Below are 24,903 nucleotides of genomic sequence, written 5' to 3' on the forward strand. Positions count from 1 at the left end.
TATGGGGACATTCTGAAAATGCGGTTAATATTCATATTTGGATAGCAATTTCAACCTATTTGATAGTAGCTAAAATCAAAAAAGACATCAATAGTAGCCTATCTATATATGAAATTATTCAAATTCTAGGGATATCAGTATGTAGCCTTCCCCGTTTTTTTTATGAAAAAATGGGATATGCAGTTAATGATGAGGTTATCATTAAGCATTATTGGAAAAAGAATTTGTAAGTTTACAAATTGTAATTATTAAAATGAAATATAGGCTTGTTGTATATTTCTTTTTTCAAAACGTTAATTTTTTATTGAATTTGAAAATCATTAATTTTAATTATGATTCCATTTAACAAACCTTTTTTAACCGGAAAAGAAACCCAGTATATACAAGAGGCTGTTCAGTCAGGGAAATTATCGGGAAACGGAATATTTACTCAAAAATGCCAAGCTTTTTTTGAGCAAGAATACGGATTCAAAAAAGCTCTATTGACAACTTCATGTACCGATGCTTTAGAAATGTGTGCACTTTTGGCCGACATTCAACCAGGGGATGAAGTTATTGTACCTAGTTTTACCTTTGTTTCAACGGCTATTGCTTTCGTTCGGCAAGGTGCGACTATCGTTTTTGCCGATTCGTATTCGGACAATCCCAACATGGATGCGTCGCAATTGGAAGCTTTAATTACTCCCAAAACAAAAGCTATTGTTCCAGTGCATTATGCAGGAGTGGCCTGTGATATGGACGCTATTATGGATTTAGCAAATCGTTATAATCTACTTGTTATTGAGGATGCGGCGCAAGCTATCGATAGTTTTTACACGGGAAAAGAGGGTGTAAAGCGCGCTTTGGGGAGTATAGGTCATTTGGCTGCTTTTTCCTTTCATGAAACCAAAAATATTATTTCGGGAGAGGGAGGAATGCTCACGATTAACGATGAGCGTTTTATCCATCGCGCAGAGATTATTTGGGAAAAAGGAACGAATCGCGCTGAGTTTTTTCGAGGCGAAGTTAACAAATATGGATGGGTAGATACGGGTTCATCTTTTTTACCCTCTGAAGTTATTGCCGCTTTTTTGTGGGCTCAAATCGAAAATTTGGCAGTGATTCAACAGAAACGAAAAACGTTGTGGAATGCGTATTATCAAGGTTTACAATCTGTTCCTTCGGTAACACTCCCGCAATTGCCCGAATATGCTACCAATAATGGTCATATGTTTTATGTTGTGTTGCCTTCTTTGTCGGCTCGGACGCAACTGATACGTTATTTACAAGAAGCGGGTTATCACGCTGTTTTTCATTATATCTCGCTGCATTCCAGTCCTTATTACCAGTCCAAACACGACGGGCGTTCTTTACCGCATTCTGATCATTTTACGGATTGTCTTTTACGACTTCCCTTGTTCTATAGTTTGAGCGAACTTGATGTCCAAAAAATTGTTGAAACTATTCGATTTATTTATGAGCAATAACAAAACTTCTAATATACTTTGTATTTTATTACTGCTACTTGTTTTTCTGTTTTTTTTAAATCCTATTATATATCCATTGGCTAGTGCTGACTCAGGATATTTTTTGTCAATTGCACGCGAGTTTTTTAATGGAAAAAAATATTTTATTGAAATTGGGACAATTTACAACCCATTGGCAATTTTTACTATTGGTTTTCCATTTACTTTCAATTCTAATCCTGATCTAAGATATCATATTCTTATTAATAGTTTTATTATTTTTTTTTGCGGAATAGTTTTTTATAACATTTGTTTAAATTTTTTAAGTAAAAAAAAATGGCGACTAATACTGAGTTTAATGTTGATTGTGTTAATGTTTTATAATGATGGGCGCTATATTATTTTAGAGCCTTTATCTATATTATTTCAACTCATTTCGTTATTAGTTTTATTTCAATTTTATAAGGGTTTAAGGAGCGTTTATTTATTCTTTATAGGTTTTTTTATTGCATTGTCATTTCTTTCAAAACAATTTGGGCTATTTATAATATTGCCTATTCTAATTAGTTTGTTTCTTGAAAATAAAATTAATTTGAGGAATATATTTTTACTTTTTTCTGGTTTCATTTCCCCATTGATCTTTTTGTATTTATTTTTAAATTACAACAGCAATTTGCATATTGCAGAATATTTAAAGTATATACTTGGATTAGGTTTTAAATTAGATGTTGGTAATGGTACGGGAATAGAGTTAGATTTTTATTCGAAATTGTTATTTTTAGCATTGGTGATTATCTCAAATTTTTACACACTATTATTCCCCTTTTATTTCCGTTCAATAGTTAAAACTAAATCTGCAGTTATTGTTATTAGCTCATTATTTGCTTCAATGACTGTTTTATATTTTGCTTTTTACTTACATTACTTTCTTTATGTAATTCCTTATTTTCTTATGTTAATGGCATTAGTGATTGATAAAAATTTTGAAAATAAAAATTTTAAATTTTATCTATTTTCTATGTTGGGGATTTCTTATTTCTTTCTTTTAAGTAATTCTTTAAGGGCATTTGTGAACAGAGCTGAGCAGTTGAAATTACAAAATGAGATGGCAACTAAGTTAAATTTTGTAGTTCCAACTAATTCTAAGGTTTATATAGACGGAATTTCCCCATCCTACTATTACAGTTGTAATTTTCGTTCCATCGATTCAAAATTTGTTAGCTATTCGTTTCCAGGTTATTTAAATGAAGCAACAATAGCGAAATACTTAAATTCAGGAGAGTACTTAATATTATCCTTAAATAAACTTTCATTATATGAGAAGGTTCTTCAAAAATATACTCTAAAATATTTATCAATACATGGAATACAATTAGTTGTTATCAAAAAAGTATAGATAAAAATGCTTTTATAAAGTATATATTATTTTTTGATAGAATGTTTGTACGGTTATGACAAAACGAGTACTTTTGTTACTCGATTTAAATCACTGATGTTAGAAACACTCATTACTTCCAAAACACGGTTGCGGCTATTGGTAAAGCTTTTTATCAATGCTGCCAATAACGGGTATCTTCGGGGGTTGGCAGACGAACTCAACGAGTCGACCAATGCCATCCGCAAAGAGCTCAACAACCTTACGGAGGCGGGTTACTTGGAAAAAGAGGCGGTACGCAATACCATTTTGTACAAAGCCAACACCCGACACCCTTTATTTAGTACCTTACAGAAAATTGTCCGCCAGCATTTGGGGTTGGATGCCATCATTGAAATGATTTTATCCCGAATGGGTACGGTCTACCAAATTGCTTTGGTAGGGGATTATGCCAACGGGATTGATTCGGGATTTATTCAGGTACAGGTATATGGTGCCGATTTGAATGCGGCGTACATTGCACAACTGCAACCCAAAATCGAAGCGCAAATCAAACGAAAAGTCTTCTTTGAACTGCGGGATGAACCGCTCAAAGAGGGTTTAATTATCTATGAAAATCAAGAATCCTAATGGCACAACACGAACAACATTGGACGGAAGAAATCAGGTCAGAGCATTCGCTTTTTAGTATTAATTTTAAAGAAGTTTGGCGCTACAGAGACCTTTTGTTTATGCTCCTTAAACGCGATTTTATTACTTTTTATAAGCAAACGATTTTGGGTCCCTTATGGTTTATCATCCAGCCTTTATTGACAACCCTAATTTATATTGTATTGTTTGTACAAGTAGCCAAAATTGACGTAGGAGGAGTCCCTTCTTTGGCATTTTACCTTTCTGGCGTTACCATTTGGAATTATTTTTCGGATTCGTTGATAAAAACAGCCAATGTTTTTCAAGGAAATGCCAGTGTTTTTGGTAAAGTATATTTTCCACGACTCATCATGCCTTTATCGGTAGTGTTTTCATCCTTGATGAAATTTGTGATACAATTTTTATTATTTGTGGGTGTTGTGGTTTATTATGCCTATGTAACTGATGAGATAAAGCCAAATATGTGGGTGTTGATGACTCCCATATTGTTGTTGATGATGGCGTGTTTTGCCCTAGGAGTGGGAATGATTTTTTCTTCCATGACTACCAAGTACAAAGATTTGAGTTTTTTATTAGCCTTTGGAGTACAGTTGTATATGTACGCTACTCCCGTGGTGTACCCAATTACCGCAATGCCCGATAAGTACCGTTGGATAGTTTCTTTGAATCCACTAACGAGTATTTTTGAATGTTATCGGTTTGGGTATCTTGGGGAAGGACACTTTGAACCTCAACGTCTTCTCTATTCGGCAATCATAATCATCATTTTATTACTCACAGGAACACTTATTTTTAATAAAGTGGAAAAAAGTTTCATGGACACAATTTAATCATGGGAAATATAGTAATCAAAGCAGAAAACATTTCCAAGCAATACCGTTTGGGTAAAGTCGGAACGGGTACCTTGACCCATGATTTGAATCGGTTATGGTATAAATTTCGGGGTTTGGAAGATCCCTATTTGAAAATTGGCGATGTAAATGATCGAACCGCATCGGGCAGTAGTGATTACGTATGGTCGTTGCGCGATATCAATTTTGAAGTTGAGCAAGGGGATGCTATTGGGTTGATTGGGCGAAACGGTGCAGGAAAATCTACTTTATTAAAATTGTTGAGTAAAGTCACTAAGCCCACCACAGGTTCTTTTAAAGTAAAAGGGCGCATAGCTTCCTTGTTGGAAGTAGGTACTGGATTCAATCCTGAAATGACTGGAAGGGAAAATATCTACCTCAACGGGGCTATTCTTGGAATGCGTCGGTCTGAAATAACCCGAAAGTTTGATGAAATTGTCGATTTCTCGGGGGTTGAACGCTATATTGATACCCCAGTGAAGCGTTATTCCTCAGGAATGTATGTGCGATTGGCATTTGCTGTGGCGGCCCATTTGGAATCAGAAATTTTGATTGTCGATGAGGTATTGGCTGTGGGTGATGCCGAGTTTCAAAAGAAATGTTTGGGTAAAATGGGCGACGTGAGCAAAGGGGAAGGGCGAACCGTATTGTTTGTGAGTCATAATATGGGAGCTATTCAAACTTTATGTAACAAAGGAATCATGCTTGAGAAAGGAACTATTGTTGGTCAAGGTCCCACCGATGAAATTGCAGCCATGTATTTTAATATCAATAATCAAGATAATGGTGTATTTACCCTAGGAAAGTCCAATACTTCGGATAAAGTTTACATCCAACAGGTACGGTTGTTTAATCAAAAAGGCGACCAAACCCACAATTTTGAGTTTGGAGACTCCATTACAGTGGAGCTTGAGATTAATGCAGCACATCAATTTAATAAGCCATATGTTTGGATGGTTATCAAATCATCAAGAGGTCCGTTGTTTTCGGCAACAGGAATGTTGGATGGCTTCCGGCCAAGCGAATTCAAAGAGGGCGTTACCATTGTGCGCTGTACGTTTCACCACGTTCCATTGTTAACAGGGACGTATTTTATTCACATGGGAATTCGTGCAGAAAATGGAATACAAATGTTGATGGCTTCACAAGATGTTGCCTCATTTAATAGCATTGGGAGTATTGGAAACAAAGGACTTAATGGAACATTAGCTGATGAATTAGCGAGTTCATTACATTCGCCATTAGTGCCTTACTCTTGGGAATTTGAGAATCAACCGATCCATTATTTTAACCCCTATGCCAAGGAATTATGAATTATTTAAAGTTACTCAACAGAGAGCGTCAGTTATTTGAAGCCGATATAGAAAGCAATAGAACGGCATTACAGTCTGTTGTTTGTCAATCTCGGTTTTTAGTTTTGGGAGGCGCTGGGTCAATTGGTCAAGCGGTCGTCAAAGAGATTTTTAAACGAAATCCGTTGAAACTTCATGTAGTTGATATCAGTGAAAATAATCTGGTGGAGTTGGTGCGTGATTTACGAAGTACGTTTGGCTATATTGAGGGTGATTTTCAAACCTTTGCCTTAGATATCAATTCTGTTGCCTATGATGCTTTTATAACACATGATGGCCGCTATGATTATGTGTTAAATCTTTCTGCTTTGAAACATGTGCGAAGTGAAAAAGACCCCTTTACTTTGATGCGCATGATTGAAGTCAATATTTTCAATACTACCAAAACCATTGAACAATCTATCGCCAAAGGGGTCAAAAAGTATTTTTGTGTTTCCACAGATAAAGCGGCCAATCCAGTAAATATGATGGGAGCCTCAAAACGAATAATGGAGATGTTTCTTCTTAAATATAGCAATCAAATCGAAATTTCTACAGCACGATTTGCTAACGTTGCCTTTTCTGATGGATCACTGCTCCATGGTTTTAATCAGCGTTTGTTAAAAAAGCAACCAATCGTTGCTCCCAATGATGTGAAACGCTATTTTATAGTTCCCGAAGAGTCAGGGCAATTGTGTTTGATGTCTTGTATTTTTGGTCATAATGGTGATATTTTCTTTCCAAAATTAGAAGGCGATTTACATCTAATCACTTTTCAAGAAATTGCCGAACGATACTTAAGGGAATTAGGATACGAACCCTATCATACGACAACCGAAGAGGAAGCACGTGAAGCTATTCAAACACTCGGAGGAACTCAAAAGTGGCCATGTTTATTTACCGCAAGTGATACCACCGGGGAAAAAGATTTTGAAGAGTTTTTTACCGAAAATGAACAGTTAGACCTCCTTACTTATCAAGGTTTTGGTGTAGTAAAAAATAATGTTGCTGTTGACTTGCGTTTGCTGGACCAATTTGCAGAAGCAATAACGCAAATGAGTACCTCCAAACAGTGGTCGAAGGCATCAATTGTAGCATGGTTTGAAAAGTTATTACCTGATTTTAATCATTTGGAAAAAGGAAAATACTTAGATAGTAAAATGTAGCCTATGCAAAACATTGTTGAATACATCCAAGAGGAATTTGGTACTCGGGAGTTTATTCCGCTACATGCTCCTGTTTTTTCTGGTAATGAAGCCCAATATGTTCAAGAAACCCTTCGCTCCACGATGGTCTCCTCGGTTGGAAAATTTGTCGATCAGTTTGAAGTCGCTTTAGCCCAATATACACAATCGGCAAAGGCAGTTGCAGTGGTTAATGGAACTTCAGGCTTACAAGTTGCTTTACAACTCGTTGGTGTGAAAACAAATGATGAGGTATTGACACAAGCCCTCACTTTTGTGGCGACAGCCAACGCCATTGCTTATTTAAACGCACGTCCTGTATTTTTGGATGTCGATCGAGACACCATGGGATTATCCCCAAATGCTGTTCAGGATTTTTTGGAGCAAAATGCCGAAATTCGTGAACAGGGATGTTTTAACAAAAAAACAGGACGACGCATAGCGGCATGTGTTCCTATGCATACCTTTGGATTTCCAGTTCGTATTGCTGAATTGGTGAAATTGTGCGACCAATGGCATATCCCCTTGGTTGAAGATGCTGCTGAGTCTTTAGGAAGTTTTATGGGGTCAAAAAGTACTGGAAGTTTTGGAGCTGTTGGTGTTTTTTCCTTCAATGGAAATAAGATAATTACAGCCGGTGGAGGAGGGGCAATAGTCACTTCATCAATACAGTTGGGTGAGAAAGCAAAATACATTACCACCACAGCCAAAGTACCCCATGCTTACGAATATGTACACGACGAGTTAGGTTATAATTTAAGGATGCCCAATTTGAACGCGGCATTACTATTGGGTCAAATGGAACAACTCGATTATTTTTTACAACGTAAAAGAGCTCTCGCACAGCGATATGCTCAGTTTTTTGCTACTACTTCGATGCGTTTTCGAATGGAAATTGAAGGGAGTACAGCCAATTATTGGTTGATGTGTGTAGAAACGGAAAATAAAGAACAACGGGATGCCTTGTTGCAACAAACCAACGCTCAGAAAGTAATGACCCGCCCCATTTGGCAATTGATGTATCGGTTACCCATGTATCAACATTGTTGGCGCGATGCACAAATCAATGCCGAATTTTTAGAAGAACGTATCGTTAATATTCCAAGTAGTGCCCTTTAAAAAAAAGTTATGAAACACTATTTTATTCTAGGTTCAGGTGGGTTTGCTAAAGAAGTTTATTTTCTTGCATCAGAAGTTTTAGATTCGAATTACCAATTTGGAGGATTTATTGATCGAAATCCTATTAATGATTCTATAGAAGTACGTAAACATAAAGTTAAAGTTTGGGATGAAAATATTTTTTTAAGTCAAGTCTTACCCCAAAATAATACTACACTGTTTATGGGGGTAGGAGACCCAAAATTGTTATTGAAATTAAGTGTTAAATTTCAAGAATATCATTTTCCTAATTTAATTCATCCCTCCTTTGTTGGAGATTTTCAATCCATCCAGTTAGGTCGAGGGAATATTATTTGTGCAGGATGTATCTTCACTGTAGATATACAAATAGGGTCATTTAATGTTTTCAATCTAGGGGTAACTGTTGGACATGATACCCGAATTGAGAATGGAAATGTATTTAATCCGGGCGTCAATGTCAGTGGTGGAGTTCAAATGGGTTCTGGTAATTTGTTGGGAACCAATGCAACTGTACTTCAGTATTTAAGTATCGGAAACTATACTACATTGGGTGCTGCTTCCTTGGCTACGAAATCCATTGAAGATCATCAAGTTATGATAGGTGTTCCTGCAAAACCTTTAAATCGTTAAATACATGGCTGTTGTTATCATTGCTGAAGCTGGAGTAAACCACAATGGACAGTTGGATTTGGCCTTTCAACTCATTGATGCCGCTGCTAATGCTGGGGTTGATTTTGTAAAATTTCAAACGTTTAAAACAGAACTAGCCATTTCAAAGAAAGCAGTAAAGGCTGCGTATCAAATTGAAAACACCGCTAATGCGACCGAAACGCAATTTGAAATGGTAAAAAAATTAGAACTTTCAGCCGAGGATCACGAGGCGATTATTGCCTATTGCCAACAGAAAGGAGTTGCTTTTTTTTCAACTGCATTTGATTTAGAATCCATGGATTACTTGGCTTCTTTGGGATTGAAAATGGTAAAAATTCCTTCAGGAGAAGTAACTAATTTACCTTTATTGCAAAAAGCAGCTTCCTTATTTGAGGAAGTAATTCTCTCTACCGGGATGTGTACAATGCCTGAAATACAAGAGGCAGTTGCAGTTTTTGAAAAAGCGGGAATCCCTCGTGAGAAGATTACCATTTTACATTGCAACACCGAATATCCTACCCCCATGGAAGACGTGAACTTGAAGGCTATGTTGAGTATTCAAAACACCATGGGAACCGCTGTAGGATATTCAGATCATACCTTAGGGATTGAAGTCCCAATTGCAGCTGTAGCCCTAGGTGCCACGGTCATCGAAAAGCATTTTACGTTAAACAAAAACATGGAAGGACCCGACCATCGGGCTTCGTTAGAACCGGATGAGTTGGTAGCTATGACCAAGGCCATTCGAAATATTGAAAAAGCAATGGCTGGTGATGGGATCAAACAACCCTCTCCGTCCGAAATAAAAAATATTGCAATTGCACGCAAAAGTATTGTAGCCCGAACGTTTATTCCAAAAGGTGCTGTATTTACTGAGGAAAATCTAATCACTAAACGTCCAGGAATCGGATTGTCTCCTATGCGTTGGCATGAGGTTATTGGACAAACGGCGCAACGGGATTATCAAGAAGATGAATTAATTGAATTGTAATCATGAAAATAGGAATACTAACCAGTTCACGGGCCGATTTTGGAATTTATCTTCCCTTATTGAAAGTGCTTCAAAACGAAACTCATGTTACGTTGGAGATTATTGCCTTTGGGACGCATCTTTCGGTTTTTCATGGATATACTCTCTCCGAGATTCAAGCGTATTCGTTCCCGATAGTACATGAGTTGAATACCGTCTTAGCTCATGATGATGCCAATGCCATTGCGACAAGCTATGGATTAACTGTTTTAAAATTTGCTGAGTTTTGGAATCAGCATACCTATGACTATGTTATATGTTTGGGCGATCGGTATGAAATGAGTGCGGCCGTTCAAGCCGGGATACCTTTTCGGGTTCGATTTGTTCATTTGTATGGTGGAGAGACGACTTTGGGAGCCATTGATAATATTTATCGCGATCAAATCAGTTTGGCTTCTTCCCTTCATATTACAGCCACGCCACAGTACAAAGATCGCGTGGAAAAACTTTTTGACTACCCTGTTCCTGTTTATGCCTTGGGTTCGATTAGTTTGGACGAACTATCGCATTTTACCCCTGTGCCTAGAGTAGAGTTGGAGGCCCAATTTAAGTTGCCGCAAACCCCCTATTTACTAGTTACATTTCATCCCGAAACGCTGCACCCTGAGGATAATGTACACCATATAGCAGCTATGGAAACCGCATTGGAAGTCTTGGCTCGAGAAATTCCAATTGTAGTTACTATGCCCAATGCAGATACCCAAGGGTCGGCTTATCGTAAGGCCTTGATTGCTTTAGAACAACGTGCCAATGGCGCCCTTGTCTTGGTTGAGAATTTTGGAAAAAACAATTATTTTTCAGCCATTCATTATTGTGCATTGATGCTAGGAAATACCTCAAGCGGTATCGTGGAAACGGCCTCTTTTGGGAAGTATACCATCAATGTAGGTAATCGTCAACAGGGAAGAGCACAAAGCGCTAATACATTTAATGTTCCTTTTGATGCCCCAGCAATTATTGAACTCACGCGTTCCGTATTACAAAAAGGAACATACAAGGGAATCAATTGTTATCAAGGCAAAAATGTAGCACAACAAATCTTCCAAATATTAGAAGCGCATGAAAAAAATTAGAGAACATCTTATCCCGTCTCATGCCCAATTGAAAGACGCGCTAGTACAATTGGATGCCCTAGGTAAAGACGCCATACTGTTTGCGGTGAACGAGGAACAGCAATTGGTGGGTGCCTTAACGGATGGTGATGTGAGACGTGCTTTGTTGAAAGGAGTGACTATCAATGATCCTATTCAAACAGTGTATCAATCAAAACCTAAATTTATTCGCAAAGGTGAGCATGATTTAAAAAAAATTATTGCTTTTCGTGAAGGACATTTCCAAATTCTTCCCGTTTTGGATAAAGATGATCGGGTGGTCAATGTGATAAATTTATCAGAAATGCGTTCTTATTTGCCTATTGATGCCATTATTATGGCTGGAGGACGTGGCGAACGCTTGAAGCCGCTTACCAACACCACACCCAAACCGCTTCTAAAAATTGGTGACAAACCTATTATGGAACACAATGTGGATCGTTTAGCGCTCTATGGTATCGATGATTTTTGGATTTCGGTCAATTATTTGGGGGAACAAATTGCCGATTATTTTGGATCGGGTTCTCTAAAGAATATCCAAATACAATATTTGTGGGAAAATCAGCCACTGGGAACCATTGGAGCGGTCTCTCAAATAAATAATTTAACGCATGATTATGTTCTTATCACCAATTCTGATATTTTAACCAATCTTGATTATGAGCATTTTTATCTTGATTTTATCGATCAGGATGCTGATTTTTCTGTAGTTACAATACCCTATCAAGTTCGAATACCCTATGCAGTTTTAGAATCGCAAGACAATGCAATTGTGAGCTTTAAGGAAAAGCCAACATATACTTATTACTCTAATGGGGGAATTTACTTAATGAAAAAAAGTATGTTGGATTTTATTCCAAAAAACACCTTTTATAATGCTACTGATTTGATGGAGCAACTCATTAAAAGGGGTAAAAAAGTAGTTTCATATCCTTTAGCTGGGTATTGGTTGGATGTGGGGAACCCTGAAGATTTCAATAAAGCGCAACATGATATAACGCAAATAAAGTTTTAATGAAGCCATTAATTATTATACCTGCTCGTGGAGGATCCAAAGGGGTTCCGGGAAAAAATATTCGTGTCTTGGGAGGTAAACCTTTGATTCAACACACGATAGTAGCCGCCCAAGCCTGTTTTGATAGCGCAGTAATCTGTGTTTCAACCGATGCAGAAGACATTAAATCACTGGCAGAGGAAACGGGTTTAAACGTCCCATTTCTTCGTCCAGCGGCACTGGCAACAGCTGAAGCTGGAAGTTACGAGGTCATTCTCCATGCTTTGGACTTTTATGCCCAACAAGGATATGAAGCGGATTATGTTGTTTTGTTACAACCCACGTCTCCTTTTCGAAATGCACATCATATTCGAGAGGCTTTGACCTTATTTCAAGAGGAGTTGGATATGGTTGTAAGTGTAAAAGAATCCAAACAAAATCCATATTATAATCTTTTTGAGGAATCCCATGAAGGTTGGTTAGCACCTTCAAAAGAAGCTCATTACACGCGAAGACAAGATGTTCCTCCTGTTTATGAATATAATGGAGCGATTTACATTATGGCGACAAAAGCCTTGCGAAAACAACCTTTAAACGCTTTTCAAAAAATTAAAAAATACGTTATGAATGAACAATCCTCGCATGATATTGATTCAGAGTGGGATTGGTTTTTGGCTGAAAAAATATGGGAAAAATACGGGAATAGCTTATGAAACATTTTAATTTTCCTCCAGGTATTAAAAAGGTAGCTTTTTTTCATTCACATGTAAATTGGCCTTCTCATTTGGAGACCGAACTCGAGCTAATGCACTATTTTGACGCACAAACCGAAGTATTGAGCTATCAATGTAATGATGTTTTGCAACGATGTGATGGGAATCCACATAGAGATTTGTACTACTGTTCAAAGTGTATTTCAAAGCGATTGAAAGGGTTGCAACTCATGCGCCGTCCTTTTCGATCTATCCCCATTCAATTGATGGGGGATAAGCTTTCTTTGGATTTAGATTTATCCATCGAGGAGTTTAAAAAAATGTGTCATCATAATTTTGATGTGGGGTATGCTGTTTTATCCTCGGTGGTTTCAATCTATCGCGATGCCTATCCTACATTGCGTAAATATGCATCAGACTTCCAAGATTTTTATGCCAATAGTATTCAATTGTATGACTTCTTTATCCAATCGTTTTCGAAAGAGCAGCCCGATTTGGTAGTTATATTTAACGGTAGATTCGCCTATACTCGGGCTCTTCTAAGAGCTTGTGAAGCGATGAACATTCCTTTTTATACTCATGAACGCGGTGCCGATCCTACCAAGTTTATGATGTACCCCAAGGCATTGCCTCATGACATGAAGTTATACAATTCGATAATGCTTGAAGCTTGGAACGACGATTCGGTTTCACTAACCGAAAAGACAGCCATTGCCGAAAAGTATTATCAAGACAGAATGGCTGGAAAAAGTCAGAGTTGGTTTTCTTTTGTTGCAAATCAAGAAAAAGAAAAGTTACCAGAACAATGGAATCCAAACCACTACAATATCGGAATTTTTCTCTCTTCCGAAGATGAATTTATTGCAATTGGTAATACTTGGGAAGCAGGTTTATTTTCGAATCAGTTAGTTGGGATTCAGCAGCTTTTTGAAAAATTACCTAGAAAAGAAAATTGTCATTTTTACATACGAATACATCCTAATTCTAAACAGTCTGTTGACTTCATTCGTAATCTAAAAGCATTAGAAAATGATGCGGTTACGGTTATTTTACCCGATTCAAAATACAGTACTTACAAGTTGATGATGGAAGTTGATAAGGTGATCTCTTTCGGTTCAACGGTTGGTATTGAAGCCACATTTTGGGGGAAAACATCTGTCGGTTTGGGACAAAGTTTTTACACTGCTCTCGAAGCAGTTTATTTTCCAACGTCTATAGATATGGCGATTCAATATATTGACGACGACAGTTTAGTGCCCATTGCTAAAGAAAGAGCGCTCCCATACGCTTACCATTTGGCCACTTTTGGATATGCTTTTCAGACTTACAAAGGGGAGTCGATCATGGTTGGAAGTTTTAATGGTACCGATTTGAATACCGTTCGTGGAATAAAGAATACATTTTTTAATAACGCAATACGCCGATGGGGTTGGTTTGGAAGAAAATTGTATAATTTGGAGTTCAAACTTCGCTACAACTATCTTAAAAATAAATCAACCTATGGAGCTTAAACCCAAAATATCGGTCATGATTCCCACCTACAACTGTGCGGCATTGTTGCGTAAAACCTTAGCTTCTGTTTTGGAGCAGGATTTGGGCCCTGAGCTCATGCAGATTGAAGTGATCGATGATTGCTCTACAGACCACCCTGAAGCAGTTGTGGCCGAACTAGGGAAGGGGCGGGTGATGTTTTTTCAACAACCCTACAACGTTAAGCACGTGAAGAATTTTCAAACGGCTTTGTCTCGTGCGCAAGGAGAAATTATTCACTTATTGCACGGCGATGATTTTGTATTGCCCGGGTTTTATACCCAAATGTTGAACATGTATGCGCAATACCCCGAAATCAAAGCTTGTTTTACACAAAATCATGTGGTGAACAGCGCCAATGAAATTATTCATACGGCCAAAAAAATTCAAGAACACCACGGAATTATTCCGAATTTTTTTGAAATGCAGGTCAAACAACAGCTTATTCAAACCCCTTCCATCACCGTAAAAAAAGAGGTGTATGAAACGCTAGGTACCTTTAATCCTACGTTGAGTTGGACCGAGGATTGGGAAATGTGGGCACGAATTGCCAAGTATTATCCCATCGGGTATATTGCACAACCCTTGGCCTGTTACCGCGTTCATACACAGTCGAGTACTTCAACAAAGTCGATTATTGGTGAAAACGTTAATGATTTAAAGCGTATTAAAGTAATTCTTTGTGACTATTGCCATAGCACATCTCTGAAAAAGGAAGTATCACAATCGCTAAATCGCATAATATTTAATACAGCACAGAAAAATTATCAAAAAGCATTTGCCCTCAAAAGTCGCCATGTTTTTACTAATTTGATAACATTAATTACTTATTCACCCAATGTGTATAATGTGATTTACCATAGTTTAATTTACATTAAATTAAAATTATTAAAAACCTTTGCCGATTAATGCAGTTGTCCATCGTTATCCCTGTCTATAATGTAGCCTCGTATTTGGAGGCGTGCTTGGCTAGTGTGACCCAATACACGGGGCCGCTCGAAATCATTGCGGTCAACGACGGCGCTACCGATGATTCGCCCGCTATACTCGCGCAATGGGCCGCTAAAGACGCTCGGATACGCATTATTTCACGTGAAAATGGAGGGTTGAGTGCCGCCCGAAATACAGGGTTAGAAGCGGCTACCGGCGACTATATTTGGTTTGTCGATAGCGACGATTGGATTGCCCCGCAGGCGCTTCCGATTTTGTTGGAAGCGATCGAAAGGCAACCCGCCCAGATGATTGCTTTTTCCCATATCGATTATTGGGAAGCCACCGCTACCTTTTCGGAAGCGCAATATTTGCAATCCATTCCGCTTTGCACGGGACGGGAGTTCATACAACAATCGCACTTCTTTTTTACAGGAGCATGGAGTTTTTTGTACCAACGTTCTTTGTTGATGGCCCATGGGTATCGTTTCAAAGAAGGGCAATTGCACGAGGATGATTATTTGAACTTTTCGCTGTTTGGAAAAGTAACGGAAATCTACAAATTGCCACAAGCTTTGTATTATTACCGACGTCGCCCGGGCAGTATTATCACCTCCATTCAATGTGAGAACATCGCCAAACGGATTCGTTCCTATTTGCATTTAATCCAACTGTTGCGGGGTATTACCGATTTGGATGCTGCTTTCTTGCACCAAAAATGCGAAGCCTACGAGCGCAATCTGTTTGGATTGTTGGAAAAGTATTTAAAATCCTCCGATGCCCGAGAACGGCAGTTGGCCTTGGTACAAGAAATCAAGAAAGTACTTCCTCAGCGTAAGCTCACTTGGGAGGCTTTTCGCCATTCAAAATGGAAATGGTTGTTGAAACTAATGTATAATTATTCCCCCAAGGGATATGTAACGATGGTGTCTTTACGATGAGTGTACGATTGAGTATTATAGTGCCTGTATACAATGTGGAGCCCTATTTGGAGCATTGTTTGCAATCGATAGTATCGCAACCGCTAGCCCCTTCTGATTATGAAGTGTTGGTGATTAACGACGGTTCCCCCGATGGTTGTGCTGCCATTATCGATCGCTTGGCTAAGGCTTATCCTCAAATCATTGCGATTCATCAAAACAATCAAGGGGTTTCAGCGGCTCGAAATGCCGGTTTGGATCGGGCACGTGGAACGGTTGTCACCTTTGTCGATTCGGATGATTCTCTTGAACCCAACAGTTTGCCTGCGGTTTTGGAACGCTTTGAAGCAGCCAATTTGGATATTTTGTATACCCATATTCAGGCTGTTGATGAAAATGATAACCCAGTAGCACATGATTACACCGTGGGTTTTGATGATGTGGTTGACACCGGTTTTCGTCATTCGCGGCGAACTTTCACAGCTACTTTTTACCATAAAGAAGTTATTGGAGACCACCGTTTTCCTTTAGGTATACCCATTGGGGAGGATACGGTTTTTAACCTAAAAGTACAAGCCTTTGCGCAACGGGTCAGTTACTGCTCGCTCCCGTATTATCGCTATTTACTTCGGGGCAATTCGGCGACCAAAGCGGTTAATACAGATAAAGCCTATCGCGGTTTTCGGCAGGCGTTGGATGAAATTGTACACTTTCAAAAAGCGCATTTTCTGGAGCATACAGCGGCCTCACGCTATTTTGACGCCCAACTTTTATTGTTTCTCGATCGAATCGCGAGGCATCATGTGGTGTATTCGCTAAAGGCAAGTTATTTTAACGATATTGCCCGCTGGGTGCGGGAACAACAGAAGGAATCCCTTTTGGTGTCATTGTCGGCTACCTATCCAGCGATTCACCGTCCGTATGTCGTTTTTTGGCTCATACAACACGGTTTTCGATGGAAGCAACGCTTTCGTACACTTTTGTGGCGCCTAAAGCAGGGACTTTTGCCCCGAAATAAAAATGAAGTTTAATCCGACCCACGGGATTTTGTATCTTTACCCGACGGTCCAAAAACGATAACGCGTGTTCGTTAGTATTCTCATTCCGGTCTATAATGCGGCTTCCCATTTGGCTTCTTGTTGGGCTACCTTGGAGGCACAAACGATGACCGATTTTGAAGCGGTGTTTGTGAACGACGGGTCGACCGATGCTACCGAAGCATTGCTCCAGGAAAAGGTTTCCCAAGAACCCCGTTTTCGCTTGGTTTCGCAGACCAACCAAGGGGTGAGTGCTGCCCGAAATGCTGCTTTGGCTGTGGCTCAAGGCGATTATATTGCGTTTATGGATGTCGACGATACGCTAGCTCCTGATTTTTTGGAACAGTTGGTTACCGCGGCGAGAAAATACGATTGTGATGTGGTTTTTTCGGGATTCCAGCGCGAGTTACAAGGCCAATGGTATGCTGAAGTCCCCCAATTGCCCTTGCATACACGGTTGGATACGGCACAAATTCGCCAAGAGGTTTGGCCAGCGTATTTGCGAAGTAATCGATTGAATTCGGTCTGTAACAAATTGTTTGCCCGTGCGCTGGTGCAATCGATTCGTTTTCCCGTAGGTCAAGCCTTGGGTGAAGACGGCGTATTTGGTCGACAGGTGGTTTCTGAAGCGCAATCGCTGGTGGTTTTGGACTATTGTGGGTATTATTACCGGGAAGTGGTTGGAAGTGCCACGCGAAATCTATTAAAACACGATTATTTTCAAGCGGCTTTACAGGATTATGCGACGCCTACGGGTTGGGAATCCATACCAAATTATACGGCATTGCAATCCGAAAAGTTCCTACGACAAGTGATGATGTGTTTGGGCTTGTATACTAAAAAAGCCAATGGACTCTCGTGGTGGGCGCAATGGCGTACCTTACGAAAATTAGCACATCACTCGGCGGTGCAACAAGCCTTGCTAGAGGTGCCGGAGTCGTTTCTAGCGGGTCAGTCCCGGTTTTATCAAACGATTTTAACTTTATTGAAAAAAAAGCAGGTTACCTTCCTTTTTTTGGCCCTGCGCTATAGTCATTATAAAAATAAAACGAAATAAATTGAAAGTACTATTATTTTATCACGGAGGAAGTTTAAACCGCGGTTGCGAGGCTATCGTGCGTTCAGCCCTAGGTATTATTAAAAAAAGTATGCCCGAGGCGCACATTGGATTGGCCTCTATGGCTCCCGATACCGATCGCCTATTTGAGGGGACGCTCACGATTCATGATGTGCGGCGAACCACCATAGCCAAGTATTCGCTTCCTTGGTTGAAAAGTGCTTTGTCCGTCAAGTTGTTTGGCGATGATTCGCCCATGCACCGTTACCAAAATGAGGCGTTGCTGGCCTTGATTCCGCAATACGATTTATTTTTGTCGATTGGTGGGGATAACTATTGTTACGGCGAGCAGCCTTGGTTGTATGTGGTAGACCGAGCAATCAAAAAAGCGGGAAAAAAATTAATTCTTTGGGGCGCATCGATAGGTCCGGAGGATTTGTCGCCGGCGAAGGTCGCCGACCTAAAGCAGTTTGATTTGGTATTGGTTCGGGAAACCCTTACCCAAGCCGCCTTGCAAGAAGCGGGGATTCCCAACGTACAATTATGTGCCGATGGGGCGTTTACCATGGAAAAAGAATTACTGCCCTTGCCCGAAGGCTGGTTGGAAGGAAATACGCTGGGATTCAATTACAGTCCCCTTGTGTGGCAACGCAATCCGCAATCGAAAGCAGCGGCTTTGGCGTTGGTGCAGCATATTTTAGCGACTACCGATATGGCTGTTTGTTTAACGCCCCACGTAATTATACCGGGGAATGATGATTATGCCGTTTTGGAAGAATTCAAATCGCATTTTTCATCCGAACCGCGGGTTATTTTATTGCCCAATACGCTCAATGCGATTCAATACAAGGGGTATATTGCCCGAATGCGCTTTTTTATTGGGGCACGAACTCATGCAACGATTGCGGCCTATTCCAATTTTGTGCCCACCTTAGTTTTGGGCTACAGTATCAAATCGAAAGGGATTGCCAAGGATTTATTTGGTTACGAACGCATGGTGTTGTCGATTGACCAGATTGCTGACACAGCCTTATTGATTGCACAATTTGATGCCTTACTTCGCGAAGAACATGAACTTCGTCAAGCGTTGACGCAACGTATTCCCGAAATTCAAGCGCTATCATGGTCGGCGGGTGATGCTTTGAAACGTTTATAATATGAAGAAAAAACTACTGTTTATTATCCCTGGCTTGCACATGGGTGGCGCTGAAAAGGCCCTGGTTAACCTCTTGAAAAAGTTGGATAAGGAGCAGTATGCGCTTCATTTGTGGGTTTTTGACCCTTCTGGGGTATTGATGCACGAAGTACCCAAAGAAGTAAAAATTTGGGATGCAGGGGCGCGGTTTGCTCAATTTTCAAAAGGGTTTCTACCGTCGGTACTGTATTGGTTGCTTCGTTTTCAGTGGCATCTCGTACTGCACCGTTTGCGTTTTACTTGGATTACCCAACGGCATTCTGTTAATCAAGCCGAGCAGTACAGTTGGAAAGCGCTTCGAAAATTTCTTACTCCCCCTTCGGATGCCTTTGATGTGGCCATCGGATTTTTGGAAAAAACCTCCATTTATGCCTGTGTCGATTGCATTACGGCTTCCAAAAAGATCGGATTCATTCGGGTGGATTATACCTTTTTGAATTTGGATAAAACCTTTGACGCGGCTTATTTTCAGCAATTGGATTATTTGTGTGCCAACGGTAATTTGTCAGAAGCTGTTTTGCTTCGCGAGTTTCCATCCCTTCAAACGCGAATTCGGTGTGTTGAAAATGTGACGTTTCCCGAGACCATTTGTGAGCGTGCCCGGGCCGAAAAAGTGATTGATCCCAATGAAATCACCTTGGTCACTGTGGGACGATTGGAGGGGCAAAAAGGGTATTTATTGGCCCTGGAGGCTTGTAAAATTTTGGTGGATCGGGGTATTCCCGTGCGTTGGTACATCATCGGGGAGGGAAGTGAACGGCAAAAGTTGGAACCCCAAATCGCCGCATATCAACTGCAAGACCATTTTATTTTGTTGGGACGTTTGGAAAATCCCTATCCCTATATGCAACAATGTTCGGTTTATGTGCAGACGTCATTGTACGAAGGCAAAAGCAATACCGTCAATGAAGCCAAGATTTTGAAAAAGCCCATTGTAGTCACCGATTTTGATGTAGTTTTTGAGCAAATTACCTCGGGCGTCAACGGAATCATTGTGGCCAAACATCCCGAAGCCATCGCCGAAGCCCTTATCGAAGTCTTGCAATCGCCTGAATTACAACAAAAGCTGACTTCCCAATTGGCGCAAGAAAGTCAGCGTTATGGTAATGAAATTGCACAGTTTACGGCTTTATTGACGCCCTAATTTTTTTGATAAAAAGCGTAATTTTATGAATCAAATCTAAGTATGCGGAAAAAGAGAGTATTGTTTGTGATCAATAATTTATCGGCCGGTGGCGCTGAAAAAGCCTTAGTCTCTTTACTTCACGAATGGGATTATGCGCGCTATGACGTTGATTTGTTGTTGTTTTCGCCTACGGGTTTGTTTTTGGATCAAGTCCCCGATGCCGTGCGCTTGCTCCCCGCACCCAAAGCCTTTCGTTTTTTTGACATGCCCATCACCCAAGTGTTGCGCCATGCGTTGACTCACTTTGATTTTGCTCCTTTGTGGGCACGTTTGCGCATGAAGAACGCTTTGCGCGGATCGTATCCCGCCACGGTGCGGGAGCAATTGACTTGGCCGTGTATCGCTCCGGTCATTCCAGCGTTGGACGAACCCTACGATGCCGCCATTGCTTATTTGCAAAAAACGCCCATTTATTACATTGTAGATAAGGTTGAGGCACCGGTGAAGATTGGGTTTATCCATAACGATTACCAGCATTTACAACTCCGTGCGGGATTAGATCGACCCTATTTTGCGCAATTGCAGGTCTTGGCTTCGATTTCGGAATCGTGTGTACACATTTTAAAAGAAACCTTTCCCGATCTTGCCTCACGCATTCATTTGAAATACAATATGATTTCAAAATCGATGATTCAACGTTTGGCGGAAGCCCCCATAACGGAGGATTTCGATGGCCTTACGGTAGTAAGTATTGGACGCTTACAATCGCAAAAAGCATTTGATCAGGCCATTGATAGTTGTGCTCTATTGGTCGCCAAAGGGTATCGCTTTCGGTGGTATATTATCGGAGAAGGTCCCGATCGCCCTATGCTCGAAGAAAAAATTAAAGCCCAAGGTTTGGAACAGGTTTTTATCCTTTTGGGGTTACGGGCTAATCCCTATCCCTATTTGCAAAAGGCTACGGTTTATGCCCAACCTTCGCGTTATGAAGGCAAGTCTATTGCCATAGACGAGGCCAAAGTTTTAGGCAAACCTATTGTGGTTACTAATTATCCCTCGGCGCGCGATCAAATTACCCATCGGGTCAACGGACTCATCGTGGATATGTCTGCTGAGGCGGTCGCTGCAACCCTAGCGCAATTGTTGGACGATGCTGCGTTACGTTCACAACTTACGGAAAACCTTCGGCAGGAAGCTTCGGTGGGAAAAGAAGAACTTACTAAATTGTACCACTGGATAGAAAACGCTACCCTATGATGCTTCTTTTTTGTATATTCCTCGCTATTGCGATGGTTTTTCTCGCGGTCGATGCGTTTCACCATGGGTATGTGTGGCAAAGTCGTATCAAAATTGGACGCTTACACGATGCCCAACAATGGCAAGAAGCGGTAAAAAAACGCGCCTTACGTTGGTTATACCATACCCCCACGGCCAAATTGACCGATCAGAGTCGTTTGATTTTGTGGGATATGCTTCGGGGCAATTATTCGCGTTCGACGATACAAGTTTGGCAAAAAGCCTCCTTGTTGATTGGGTTGACCGATGTGGCCGAGCGTACCCACGACAAGGCATTGCAAGCCGAACTTACCCGTTTTGTAGCGGGGTTGTTTACGGCCCATGGCACTTGGAAGAATCCTCCGCAAGAATCGGATTGGATTATGTTGTCTCATGCGGTGATTCGTATCCCGTGGATGGATGTCACACGCTATCAGCCTGCCTTTCAAGAGTCGTTGGCGTTATTGTATTCGCTGCAAGGAGATGATGGTACCATTGCCTATAAGGCGCATATGCGGGGGTATCGTTTTGTCGATACGATTGGATTTATCTGTCCATTTTTGGCCCTTTACGCCCAAAAGTTTAACGATGAAAAAGCGCTTACTTTAGCGCTTGACCAATGGGGATTGTTCTACCAATATGGGATGATGCCGGGCGGGGGCATACCTTGCCATACCTATCATGTGGCCACCAAAATTCCGGTGGGACTCTTTGGTTGGGGTCGTGGATTGGGTTGGTATAGCTATGGTTTAGTGGAATTATACCATGCTTTACCCGAAGGACATGCGCGAAAGCAAGAACTCGAAAAGGCGTTGCGTGCTTTAGTGGAAGCAGCGTTACCTTTTCAGCAGGCCGATGGGAGTTGGAACTGGTTGCTTTTTGACGCGAAAGCCCGAAAAGATTCTTCCATTACTGCGGTCATGGGGTGGACGCTCACACATTTGCCCTCTTCCTTACAAACGGAGGCGACCGCAAAAGCAGCTGCATTGTCCCGTCGCTATTTACAAAAAGTGACCCGTCGTGACGGGGCCATTGATTTTTCACAAGGGGATACCAAAGGCATCGGGGTGTATGCCCAAACCTTTGAGGTATTGCCCTTTACACAAGGGTTTGCGTTGCGTATTCCGTTACAGTTAACATGATGCGCATTCTTTACATCACCAACGGTATTGACGGTTCGGGCGGACTTGAGCGGGTCCTTTCGTTGAAAGCCTCGTGGTTGGCTGATACGAAAGGCTATGAAGTACATGTTTTAGTGCTCAATGGGGCTTATCAACAGCCGTTTTTTTCCTTCAGTCCGAAGATTATTTTTCATTCGATTGCTGTAGGTGGAAATCCATTTGCTTATTGGCGTGCCTATTCCAAAGGTTTGGTTGCTACAGTGAAAGCCATTCAACCCCAACTCATTTTGGTGTGTGATGATGGTCTTAAAGCATTTTTTTTACCGTTATTCTTAAAAAAGTATGCGCCGCTTATCTATGAACGTCATGTTTCTCGCACGGTATTTATAGGCACACAAAAAGGACTGTTACCCCGAATTGTAAAGGGTGTTCAAGCCCGACTCATCACTTGTTTGGCGACACGTTTTGATCGTTTTGTGGTGTTGACATCCAGTAATCGTAAGGAATGGCCTCTGTCAAATTTGACCGTAATTCCCAACCCGTTGCCCTTTTATCCTGAGTCGGTCGCGGCGCAACGGGAAAAGGTCGTCTTGGCGGTAGGGAAGCAATCGTATCAAAAAGGGTATGATTTATTGGTGCAGGCTTGGGCCCAAATTGCCGCTGATTTTCCCGATTGGCGTTTGGAAGTCTATGGCAAATTGGACCCAAATCAAGGGTTGGAATCGCTGGCGAAAACTTTGCAAGTGGATGCTTCGGTACATTTTTTTCCTCCTCAAAAAAATATAAGTGCGCAGTATCAAAAGGCTTCTCTTTATGTGATGTCTTCCCGCTACGAAGGATTTGGTATGGTGTTGATTGAGGCCATGGCGCATGGACTGCCCTGTGTTACTTTTGATTGTCCGCATGGACCTGGCGATTTGGTGCAACACGAAACCACGGGTTTGGTCATTCCCTCGGGCGATGTAGCTGCCTTGGCGCAAGGCATGGCTCGATTGATGGCCGATGCTTCTTTACGTGAGTCTTGGGGAACAACCGCGCGAGCCGATGTTACAAACTATGCTATGGAGACCGTGGGGCAGCAATGGATTGCCTTATTTGAAACCGTAGTTGGCGCTAGAAATTTTCACAAAAAAGGATAAAATGAAGGTGCTTTTTACGACAGATCAAATTTATAAACACGGAGGCATTGAAAAAGTGATGGCACTCAAGGCTAATTATTTTGCCCGTGATTTGGGGTATTCGGTTTCGATTCTTACCACCGAGCAAATGGGTAAAGCGCCATGTTATCCCTTAGACCCTTCGATTAGCCTCGTTGATTTGGGGGTCAATTATGTGCGTCACCAATCGTATTTTCATCCGGTTAATATTTTTCGGGTGTTTTCACATTATCGCCGTTGGCGTAAAGTCATGCAAAATCTCACTCCCGATGTAGTGGTAGTTTGTAATTATGCTTTTGATTTTTTCTGGACCCCATTGTGCGTGCCTCCACGGGTGAAAACCTTTAAAGAATACCATTCTTCCCGTTTTTATTATCATCAAAATCGCCAAAAAGCCGCTGTTTTTCGTCGTTTATGGGATCGATTTTACGGCTATTTTGAATCGAAATATACCCAAGTTGTGGTGTTGAATCCGGATGAAGTAGCGTTTTATCCCCAAGCACAAACGGTTGTGATTCCCAACCCCATGGCGCGTTTCCCTCAACAAGCCGCACTTACGGCTACAAAGGCTGTAGCTGCGGGTCGTATTGCCCCGGTGAAAGGCTTTGAGCGCATGATTGCTCTGTGGCGTGACGTTGTAGTGAAGCATCCGGAGTGGCAATTGGATATTTATGGAGAAGGGGAACCCGACTATATAGCCCAGTTACGTCAGTTGATTCAACACCATCAGTTGGAGCAGCATGTATTTTTTAAAACCCCTGTACCGAGTTTGCAACCTGTTTTGTTGGATTACTCCTTTTATCTAATGACGTCATGGACCGAGTGTTTTCCTATGGTTTTGTTGGAAGCGTTGAGTGTTGGTTTGCCGATTTTGACTTACGATGCTCCCACTGGGCCACGTCATATAGTTACTCATGCAGCCGATGGATTGTTGGCGCCCGATGGCGATAGTGCTGCTATGCTTAAAAATATTACTTTTGTGATTGCTAATGCCCAAGAACGGCAGGCTATGGGAGCGCGCGCCTACCAGCATAGTAGCCGTTTTGAATTGCCCATTGTCATGGCTTCTTGGCAAGCCTTAATCGAATAAAAAAAGAAA

The 24,903-nt window shown here is 41.0% G+C and carries 23 protein-coding genes and 1 pseudogene; all 24 read left to right on the forward strand.

Annotated features, from left to right (window positions below; translation table 11 throughout):
• Positions 1 to 230: pseudogene (locus O9316_RS02230) on the forward strand (hypothetical protein); the annotation flags it as partial.
• Between the two features lie 102 nt (positions 231 to 332).
• The gene (rffA, locus tag O9316_RS02235; protein ID WP_298203782.1) at positions 333 to 1,466 is read left to right on the forward strand and encodes a dTDP-4-amino-4,6-dideoxygalactose transaminase; all 1,134 of its coding nucleotides are present in this window, start codon (positions 333 to 335) and stop codon (positions 1,464 to 1,466) included.
• Positions 1,456 to 2,841: a hypothetical protein gene (locus tag O9316_RS02240; RefSeq protein WP_298203781.1), complete on the forward strand. Its 1,386-nt coding sequence runs from the start codon at positions 1,456 to 1,458 to the stop codon at positions 2,839 to 2,841. Before rffA ends, O9316_RS02240 begins: the two co-directional genes overlap by 11 nt.
• 96 nt (positions 2,842 to 2,937) lie before the next feature.
• Entirely contained in the window at positions 2,938 to 3,450 is a 513-nt protein-coding gene (locus O9316_RS02245; protein ID WP_298203780.1) for an ArsR family transcriptional regulator, read from the forward strand.
• Positions 3,450 to 4,301: an ABC transporter permease gene (locus O9316_RS02250; RefSeq protein WP_298203779.1), complete on the forward strand. Its 852-nt coding sequence runs from the start codon at positions 3,450 to 3,452 to the stop codon at positions 4,299 to 4,301. The genes O9316_RS02245 and O9316_RS02250 overlap by 1 nt, the downstream gene beginning before the upstream one ends.
• A 2-nt stretch (positions 4,302 to 4,303) precedes the next feature.
• On the forward strand, positions 4,304 to 5,635 hold the full coding sequence (locus O9316_RS02255; protein WP_298203778.1) for an ABC transporter ATP-binding protein: 1,332 nt from the start codon (positions 4,304 to 4,306) through the stop codon (positions 5,633 to 5,635).
• Positions 5,632 to 6,819 (forward strand): UDP-N-acetylglucosamine 4,6-dehydratase, encoded by a 1,188-nt coding sequence (locus O9316_RS02260; RefSeq protein WP_298203777.1) that lies wholly within the window; start codon positions 5,632 to 5,634, stop codon positions 6,817 to 6,819. Before O9316_RS02255 ends, O9316_RS02260 begins: the two co-directional genes overlap by 4 nt.
• 3 nt (positions 6,820 to 6,822) lie before the next feature.
• Positions 6,823 to 7,956, forward strand: coding sequence for a LegC family aminotransferase (locus O9316_RS02265; protein WP_298203776.1), 1,134 nt, complete (start codon positions 6,823 to 6,825; stop codon positions 7,954 to 7,956).
• Positions 7,957 to 7,965: 9 nt separating this feature from the next.
• Complete coding sequence (locus tag O9316_RS02270; protein WP_298203775.1) at positions 7,966 to 8,607, forward strand: acetyltransferase; 642 nt, start codon at positions 7,966 to 7,968, stop codon at positions 8,605 to 8,607.
• A 4-nt stretch (positions 8,608 to 8,611) separates the two neighbouring features.
• Positions 8,612 to 9,619 (forward strand): N-acetylneuraminate synthase, encoded by a 1,008-nt coding sequence (neuB, locus tag O9316_RS02275; protein WP_298203774.1) that lies wholly within the window; start codon positions 8,612 to 8,614, stop codon positions 9,617 to 9,619.
• A 2-nt stretch (positions 9,620 to 9,621) separates the two neighbouring features.
• Positions 9,622 to 10,731, forward strand: a complete 1,110-nt coding sequence (neuC, locus tag O9316_RS02280) for a UDP-N-acetylglucosamine 2-epimerase (protein ID WP_298203773.1) — start codon at positions 9,622 to 9,624, stop codon at positions 10,729 to 10,731.
• Positions 10,718 to 11,764 carry a nucleotidyltransferase family protein gene (locus tag O9316_RS02285; RefSeq protein ID WP_298203772.1) on the forward strand — a complete coding sequence of 349 codons (1,047 nt, stop codon included), beginning with the start codon at positions 10,718 to 10,720 and terminating at the stop codon, positions 11,762 to 11,764. Before neuC ends, O9316_RS02285 begins: the two co-directional genes overlap by 14 nt.
• A complete protein-coding gene (locus O9316_RS02290) occupies positions 11,764 to 12,456 on the forward strand; it encodes an acylneuraminate cytidylyltransferase family protein (protein WP_298346933.1) in 693 nt (230 codons plus the stop codon). Before O9316_RS02285 ends, O9316_RS02290 begins: the two co-directional genes overlap by 1 nt.
• On the forward strand, positions 12,453 to 13,967 hold the full coding sequence (locus O9316_RS02295; RefSeq protein ID WP_298203770.1) for a hypothetical protein: 1,515 nt from the start codon (positions 12,453 to 12,455) through the stop codon (positions 13,965 to 13,967). Before O9316_RS02290 ends, O9316_RS02295 begins: the two co-directional genes overlap by 4 nt.
• Positions 13,957 to 14,895, forward strand: coding sequence for a glycosyltransferase (locus O9316_RS02300; protein ID WP_298203769.1), 939 nt, complete (start codon positions 13,957 to 13,959; stop codon positions 14,893 to 14,895). The genes O9316_RS02295 and O9316_RS02300 overlap by 11 nt, the downstream gene beginning before the upstream one ends.
• Entirely contained in the window at positions 14,895 to 15,857 is a 963-nt protein-coding gene (locus O9316_RS02305; protein ID WP_288041481.1) for a glycosyltransferase family 2 protein, read from the forward strand. The genes O9316_RS02300 and O9316_RS02305 overlap by 1 nt, the downstream gene beginning before the upstream one ends.
• Positions 15,854 to 16,867 (forward strand): glycosyltransferase, encoded by a 1,014-nt coding sequence (locus tag O9316_RS02310; protein WP_298203768.1) that lies wholly within the window; start codon positions 15,854 to 15,856, stop codon positions 16,865 to 16,867. Before O9316_RS02305 ends, O9316_RS02310 begins: the two co-directional genes overlap by 4 nt.
• Before the next feature lie 52 nt (positions 16,868 to 16,919).
• Positions 16,920 to 17,930, forward strand: a complete 1,011-nt coding sequence (locus tag O9316_RS02315; protein ID WP_298203767.1) for a glycosyltransferase family 2 protein — start codon at positions 16,920 to 16,922, stop codon at positions 17,928 to 17,930.
• Position 17,931: 1 nt separating this feature from the next.
• A complete protein-coding gene (locus tag O9316_RS02320) occupies positions 17,932 to 19,086 on the forward strand; it encodes a polysaccharide pyruvyl transferase family protein (RefSeq protein WP_288041485.1) in 1,155 nt (384 codons plus the stop codon).
• Position 19,087: 1 nt separating this feature from the next.
• On the forward strand, positions 19,088 to 20,269 hold the full coding sequence (locus O9316_RS02325) for a glycosyltransferase (protein WP_298203766.1): 1,182 nt from the start codon (positions 19,088 to 19,090) through the stop codon (positions 20,267 to 20,269).
• A gap of 42 nt (positions 20,270 to 20,311) precedes the next feature.
• Positions 20,312 to 21,508: a glycosyltransferase gene (locus tag O9316_RS02330; RefSeq protein WP_298346935.1), complete on the forward strand. Its 1,197-nt coding sequence runs from the start codon at positions 20,312 to 20,314 to the stop codon at positions 21,506 to 21,508.
• A complete protein-coding gene (locus O9316_RS02335) occupies positions 21,505 to 22,668 on the forward strand; it encodes a glycoside hydrolase family 88 protein (protein WP_298203764.1) in 1,164 nt (387 codons plus the stop codon). Before O9316_RS02330 ends, O9316_RS02335 begins: the two co-directional genes overlap by 4 nt.
• Positions 22,665 to 23,786, forward strand: coding sequence for a glycosyltransferase family 4 protein (locus O9316_RS02340; RefSeq protein WP_298203763.1), 1,122 nt, complete (start codon positions 22,665 to 22,667; stop codon positions 23,784 to 23,786). Before O9316_RS02335 ends, O9316_RS02340 begins: the two co-directional genes overlap by 4 nt.
• Before the next feature lies 1 nt (position 23,787).
• Positions 23,788 to 24,894: a glycosyltransferase gene (locus O9316_RS02345; RefSeq protein WP_298203762.1), complete on the forward strand. Its 1,107-nt coding sequence runs from the start codon at positions 23,788 to 23,790 to the stop codon at positions 24,892 to 24,894.
• Positions 24,895 to 24,903 lie beyond the last annotated feature (9 nt).

Origin of the sequence: Flavobacterium sp. (assembly GCF_027533505.1) — a bacterium.
Classification (GTDB): domain Bacteria; phylum Bacteroidota; class Bacteroidia; order Flavobacteriales; family Flavobacteriaceae; genus Flavobacterium.

Excerpts from the sequence above, each read along its gene's own strand:
- rffA (WP_298203782.1), top strand. The coding sequence starts at position 333 with ATGATTCCATTTAACAAACCTTTTTTAACCGGAAAAGAAACCCAGTAT.
- O9316_RS02240 (WP_298203781.1), top strand. The coding sequence starts at position 1,456 with ATGAGCAATAACAAAACTTCTAATATACTTTGTATTTTATTACTGCTA.
- O9316_RS02245 (WP_298203780.1), top strand. The coding sequence starts at position 2,938 with ATGTTAGAAACACTCATTACTTCCAAAACACGGTTGCGGCTATTGGTA.
- O9316_RS02250 (WP_298203779.1), top strand. The coding sequence starts at position 3,450 with ATGGCACAACACGAACAACATTGGACGGAAGAAATCAGGTCAGAGCAT.
- O9316_RS02255 (WP_298203778.1), top strand. The coding sequence starts at position 4,304 with ATGGGAAATATAGTAATCAAAGCAGAAAACATTTCCAAGCAATACCGT.
- O9316_RS02260 (WP_298203777.1), top strand. The coding sequence starts at position 5,632 with ATGAATTATTTAAAGTTACTCAACAGAGAGCGTCAGTTATTTGAAGCC.
- O9316_RS02265 (WP_298203776.1), top strand. The coding sequence starts at position 6,823 with ATGCAAAACATTGTTGAATACATCCAAGAGGAATTTGGTACTCGGGAG.
- O9316_RS02270 (WP_298203775.1), top strand. The coding sequence starts at position 7,966 with ATGAAACACTATTTTATTCTAGGTTCAGGTGGGTTTGCTAAAGAAGTT.
- neuB (WP_298203774.1), top strand. The coding sequence starts at position 8,612 with ATGGCTGTTGTTATCATTGCTGAAGCTGGAGTAAACCACAATGGACAG.
- neuC (WP_298203773.1), top strand. The coding sequence starts at position 9,622 with ATGAAAATAGGAATACTAACCAGTTCACGGGCCGATTTTGGAATTTAT.
- O9316_RS02285 (WP_298203772.1), top strand. The coding sequence starts at position 10,718 with ATGAAAAAAATTAGAGAACATCTTATCCCGTCTCATGCCCAATTGAAA.
- O9316_RS02290 (WP_298346933.1), top strand. The coding sequence starts at position 11,764 with ATGAAGCCATTAATTATTATACCTGCTCGTGGAGGATCCAAAGGGGTT.
- O9316_RS02295 (WP_298203770.1), top strand. The coding sequence starts at position 12,453 with ATGAAACATTTTAATTTTCCTCCAGGTATTAAAAAGGTAGCTTTTTTT.
- O9316_RS02300 (WP_298203769.1), top strand. The coding sequence starts at position 13,957 with ATGGAGCTTAAACCCAAAATATCGGTCATGATTCCCACCTACAACTGT.
- O9316_RS02305 (WP_288041481.1), top strand. The coding sequence starts at position 14,895 with ATGCAGTTGTCCATCGTTATCCCTGTCTATAATGTAGCCTCGTATTTG.
- O9316_RS02310 (WP_298203768.1), top strand. The coding sequence starts at position 15,854 with ATGAGTGTACGATTGAGTATTATAGTGCCTGTATACAATGTGGAGCCC.
- O9316_RS02325 (WP_298203766.1), top strand. The coding sequence starts at position 19,088 with ATGAAGAAAAAACTACTGTTTATTATCCCTGGCTTGCACATGGGTGGC.
- O9316_RS02330 (WP_298346935.1), top strand. The coding sequence starts at position 20,312 with ATGCGGAAAAAGAGAGTATTGTTTGTGATCAATAATTTATCGGCCGGT.
- O9316_RS02335 (WP_298203764.1), top strand. The coding sequence starts at position 21,505 with ATGATGCTTCTTTTTTGTATATTCCTCGCTATTGCGATGGTTTTTCTC.
- O9316_RS02340 (WP_298203763.1), top strand. The coding sequence starts at position 22,665 with ATGATGCGCATTCTTTACATCACCAACGGTATTGACGGTTCGGGCGGA.
- O9316_RS02345 (WP_298203762.1), top strand. The coding sequence starts at position 23,788 with ATGAAGGTGCTTTTTACGACAGATCAAATTTATAAACACGGAGGCATT.